Raw genomic sequence first — 4,733 nt, 5'->3', positions numbered from 1 at the left:
GCCCCCACGGCCCCTGCCCCGGCCGACACCGGCGAGCGCATCCAGCTGAAGATCATCGGCGGCCTGGCCAATGTCTCGCAATACACCCGCTACGAGGAGCCGTTCTGGCGGCAGCGCATCAGCGCCCTGACCCAGGGCCGCGTCACCGCCGAGATCGCCCCCTTCGACCGTGCCGGCTTCCGCGCCGAGGAGATCCTGCCGCTGATGCGGCTCGGCGTCGTGCCCTTCGGCACCGCCCTCGTCGCCGTGGTCAGCAGCGAGGAGCCCGAGTTCAACGCCATCGACCTGCCGGCGCTGAACCCCGACATCGCCAAGCTGCGCGAGACGGTGCGCCTGTACCGCCCGCACATGGAGGAGCTGCTGCGCGAGCGCTACGGCGTCGAGCTGCTCTCGGTCTACACCTACCCCGCCCAGGTCACCTGGTGCTCGCGCCCCTTCAGCGGGCTGGGCGACCTCGCCGGCCGCCGCATCCGCACCTCCTCCGTCGGCCAGGCCGAGCTGTTCGACGCGCTCGGCGCCACCTCCGTCGTCATCCCCTTCGCCGAGATCGTCCCCGCCATGCGCGCCGGCGTCGTCGAATGCGCGGTGACCGGCACGCTGTCCGGCAACGCCATCGGCCTGCACGAGGTGACCAGCCATGTCAGCGCGCTCGCGCTGACCTGGGGCGTCTCCATCTTCGGCGCCAACCAGGCCGCCTGGCAGGCCCTGCCGGAGGAGGTCCGCCGCCAGATCCGCGCGGGCCTGGCCGATCTCGAGCGCGACATCTGGGACGGCGCCGACCGCGAGACCGGGGAGGGGCTGGACTGCGCCGTCGGCAAGCCCTCCTGCTCCACCGGCCGCCGCGGCCGCATGACCGTGGTGCCGGTGACGCCGGCCGACAACGACCGCCGCCGCTCGCTGCTGACCTCGACCGTGCTGCCGCGCTGGGTCGACCGCTGCGGCGCCGACTGCTCCGAGGCCTGGAACACCTATCTCGGCCCGACGCTCGGCATCATGACCCGCGGCGGCGACTGACATGCAGCAGTTCCGCCGGCTTCGCCTGGTCATCCTGCTGGCGGCCATCGCGCTGCTGGCGGCGCAGTGGTTCGCGACCTCGCTGCTGGTCGGCCGCGCGCGGGAGGCGGCGATCGGCAGCGGCACCGACACCGTCAGCCGCATCGCCCGCGCCGTCGAGGCCTCGCTGAACCGCAACTTCGTCCAGGTCGACGCCATGCTGGCCGGGCTGCCGGCCATCCTGGCGCCGCTCTCGGCCGCCGGGAAGCTCGACGCCAATGCGCTGAACCGCGTGCTGCGCGAGCTGAACAACCAGAACTTCACCTTCCGCGACGTGCTGCTGGTCGGCGCCAACGGCATGCCGGTGGCCACGGGCCTCGCTGTCTCCCGCCGCCGCCCGCTGCCCTTCGCCGTCAACAGCGCCTTCTTCGAAAGCGCGCCGCGCCCCGGCGCCGTGCTGATCGGCGGCCCCTTCCGCAACCCGGCCACCGGCGAATGGTCGCTGTTCATGGCGCGCCAGGTCACCATCCCGGATTTCGGCCCGCTGCTGGCGGTGGCCGAGCTGCCGGTGCCGGTGATCGGCTCGCTGCTGGCCGTCGGCGGCGAGGGCGCCGGCCTGCGCATCACGCTGGAGCGCGACGACGGCACCCTGCTGGCCAGCCTGCCGCATGACGAGACCCGCATCGGCACCCGGCTGGCGCCGCCCACCTCGATGCGCCTGGCCGAGAATGCCGGCAACGCCGCCATCCAGACCGAAAGCCGCTTCGACAACGACCGCGTCATCACCGCGGCCCGCCCGCTGCTCTATCCGGCGCTGTCGCTCTCGGCCAGCATGAAGCTGTCCAGCGCGCTGGCCGACTGGGAGAAGGAGCGCGCCCGGGCGCTGGCCATCTCCATCGCCTTCGCAGCCCTCGTCGCGGCGCTGGCCGCCGCCCTGCTGCTGGCCATGCGCCAGCGCGAGAAGGTCGAGGCCGAGCGGGCGCGCTGGCGCGCCATGCTGGAGAACGCGCTGGACTCGATGTCCGACGGCTTCGTCATGTGGGACGCCAACGACCGGCTGGTCGCCTGCAACGCCCGCTACAAGGATTTCTACCGGGTCAGCGCCGCCGTCATCGAGCCCGGCCGGCATTTCGACGAGATCATGCGCGAGGGCTTCTACCGCGGCCAGTACCCGCAGGCCGGCGAGGACCTCGACGCCTTCCTGCAGGACATGCGCCGCTGGCACCGCGGCGACAACCCGCCGATGGAGCGCCTGCTGCCCGACGGCCGCTGGGTGCTGATCACCGAGCGCGCGACGCCGGGCGGCGGCACCGTCGGCATCCGCACCGACATCACCGAGCTCAAGCGCGCCATGGACGAGCTCGCCTCGGCCCGCGACGCCGCCGCCGCCGCCGCCGACGCCAAGACCCAGTTCCTGGCCCGCATGAGCCACGAGCTGCGCACGCCGCTGAACGGCGTCATGGGCTTCGCCCAGGTGCTGCTCAACGACCCCCGCCTCGCACCCGACCAGCGCGAGCAGCTGCGCACCCTGAACGAGGCCGCCCGCCACCTGCTGGAGCTGGTCAACGGCCTGCTCGACCTGTCCAAGATCGCCGCCGGCCGGCTCGAGCTGGTCACCGCCCCCACGGCGCTGGCCCCCCTGCTGGAGCGCAGCGCCGCCCTGCTGATGCCCGAGGTCCAGCGCAAGAGCCTGCGCCTGGTGCTCGACGTCGCCCCGGAATGCCCGGCCGCCGTCGAAGCCGACGCCATGCGGCTGCGCCAGCTGCTGCTCAACCTGCTGTCCAACGCGGTGAAGTTCACCCCCGCCGGCGGCCGCGTGACGCTGCGCGCCCAGCCGCTGATCCCCGCCCCCGGCCTGCGCCTCGAGGTCGAGGATACCGGCCCCGGCGTCCCGGCCGAGCAGCGCCACCTGCTGTTCCGCGACTTCGTCCAGCTCGCCACCCCCGGCGCCCCGGCCCAGGAATTCGGCATCGGCACCGGCCTCGGCCTGTCCATCGCCGCCCAGCTGGCCGAGCTGATGGGCGGCCGTATCGGCTGCGACAGCGAGCCCGGCCGCGGCGCCACCTTCTGGGTCGAGCTGCCGCTGCCCGCCGCCCGCCTGCCGCCGCCCGAGCCCGGCCTGGGCCAGGCCCTGCCCGGCCCCGCGGCCATCGCCGATGCCAGCCGCGCCCTGGCCGTGCCGCTGCAGATCCTGGTGGTCGACGACGTGCCCGCCAACCGGCTGGTGGCGCGCGCCATGCTGACCAGCGCCGGCCACCACGTCACCTGCGTCGAGGACGGCGCCGTGGCGCTGGCCGCCGTGCAGCAGGGCAGCTTCGACCTGGTGCTGATGGACCTGCAGATGCCGGTGATGGACGGGCTGGAAGCCACCCGCCGCATCCGCGCCCTGCCCGCGCCGCGCAACCGCGTGCCCGTCCTGGCCGTCACCGCCTCCGCCATGCCCGAGCAGGTCGAGGCCTGCCGCGCCGCCGGCATGGACGGCCACCTGGCCAAGCCGATCGACCGCGACACCCTGCTGCGCATGGTCCGCCAATATGCCGAGCTGCAGGCCCGCCCAGCCGGCGACGCCGCCGCCCGCCAGGAAGCCACCGCCAACCTGGCGCTCCTCGACGCCGATGCCGGCGAGGCGCTGATCGCCGACCTCGGCCCCGCCGCCCAGGCCGTGCTGGTGGAATTCGTCGCCGAGCTCGAACGCGGCCGCGACAACCTGGGCGCCCTGCTGGCCCATCCGGACGTGGCCCAGATCCGCGCGACGACCCACCGCCTGCTGGGCGTGGCCCGCACCATGGGCGCCCGCCGCCTGGCCCGCGCGCTGGAAGAAATCCAGCGCAGCCTGGCCCAGGGCAACGCCCCGGGGCCGGCGCTCGAACGCGCCCGCACGGCGCTGGAAGAAACCCTGCCGGCGCTGCGCGCCTGGGTCAGGCGGCAGACCAGCCAGCGATCGAGCGGGCCAGAGGCCGCATAAGGCTGGGGGAAGGAATTCCCCCAGACCCCCATCTTTTTCTGTCAGTGAAGCGAAGACAGGCGCTCGGACAGCAGCGCGAAAAAACCATCGGCATCGAGCTTCTCGAGGAACACGGCGTTCCGCGGCGACACCTTGTCGCGTCCCCAGCGATCGATCCGCGTCCGCCCGCGATCGACGCCATCCAGCACCACCGCGGCCGCCACCTCTCGCGTCGTGAACAGCGATGGCGCCACCAGCCAGGCCACCGCGCAAGGATCGTGCAGCGCGACGCCGCGATACCCGAACCGCCGCGACGGCGGCACGGCGGCGAGCACCTCGACGGCAGCCCGCAGGCACGCGCCGCCGGACACCGCCCGCAACGCCTCGATCCGCGCCGGCGTCACGAAGGCCTGCGCCGTCAGGTCCAGCGTCGCCAGCACCACCGGCCGGCCACAGGACAGGAGGATCGCCAGCGCCTCCGGATCCATGGCGGCGTTGAACTCGGCGGCCTGCGTCCAGTTCCCCTCGCTGAGCGCGCCGGTCATCAGCACGATCTCCGCGACCCGGTCCAGCAGCGCCGGCTCCGCCGACAGGGCCAACGCGAAATTCGTCGCCGGCCCGATCCCCACCAGCGTCACGCTGCCGGGCTCGGCATCGCGCAGCGCCGCGCGGATCGCATCCACCGCCAGCCCGGGCGTCGCCGCGGGCCCCGGCGGCAGCACCACCCCCCCAAGCCCATCGGCGCCATGCACATCGGTCTCGCTGCGGAAGCGTCCCACCAGCGGCCGGTCGGCCC

3 protein-coding genes are annotated in these 4,733 nt (G+C 73.9%); 2 read left to right on the top strand and 1 reads right to left on the bottom strand.

What is annotated here, in order from left to right; all coding sequences use genetic code 11:
* Together GVN67_RS28070 and GVN67_RS28065 are read left to right on the top strand one after the other, a co-directional pair.
* Nucleotides 1-1,014 (top strand): TRAP transporter substrate-binding protein (locus GVN67_RS28070; protein ID WP_200845431.1); only part of this gene is annotated, 1,014 nt, incomplete at its 5' end.
* Between the two features lies 1 nt (nucleotide 1,015).
* Nucleotides 1,016-3,958 (top strand): ATP-binding protein, encoded by a 2,943-nt coding sequence (locus tag GVN67_RS28065; protein ID WP_160000601.1) that lies wholly within the window; start codon nucleotides 1,016-1,018, stop codon nucleotides 3,956-3,958.
* Between the two features lie 41 nt (nucleotides 3,959-3,999).
* Here GVN67_RS28065 and GVN67_RS28060 read toward each other — a convergent pair.
* A partial coding sequence (locus tag GVN67_RS28060; protein WP_160000600.1) for a nucleoside hydrolase occupies nucleotides 4,000-4,733 on the bottom strand: 734 nt, incomplete at its 5' end.

Source organism: Roseomonas sp. 18066, from assembly GCF_902706185.1.
Taxonomy (GTDB): Bacteria; Pseudomonadota; Alphaproteobacteria; order Acetobacterales; family Acetobacteraceae; genus Pseudoroseomonas.
Note: the sequence above shows the minus strand (reverse complement) of the source record. Positions and strands in the feature narration are given on the sequence as shown.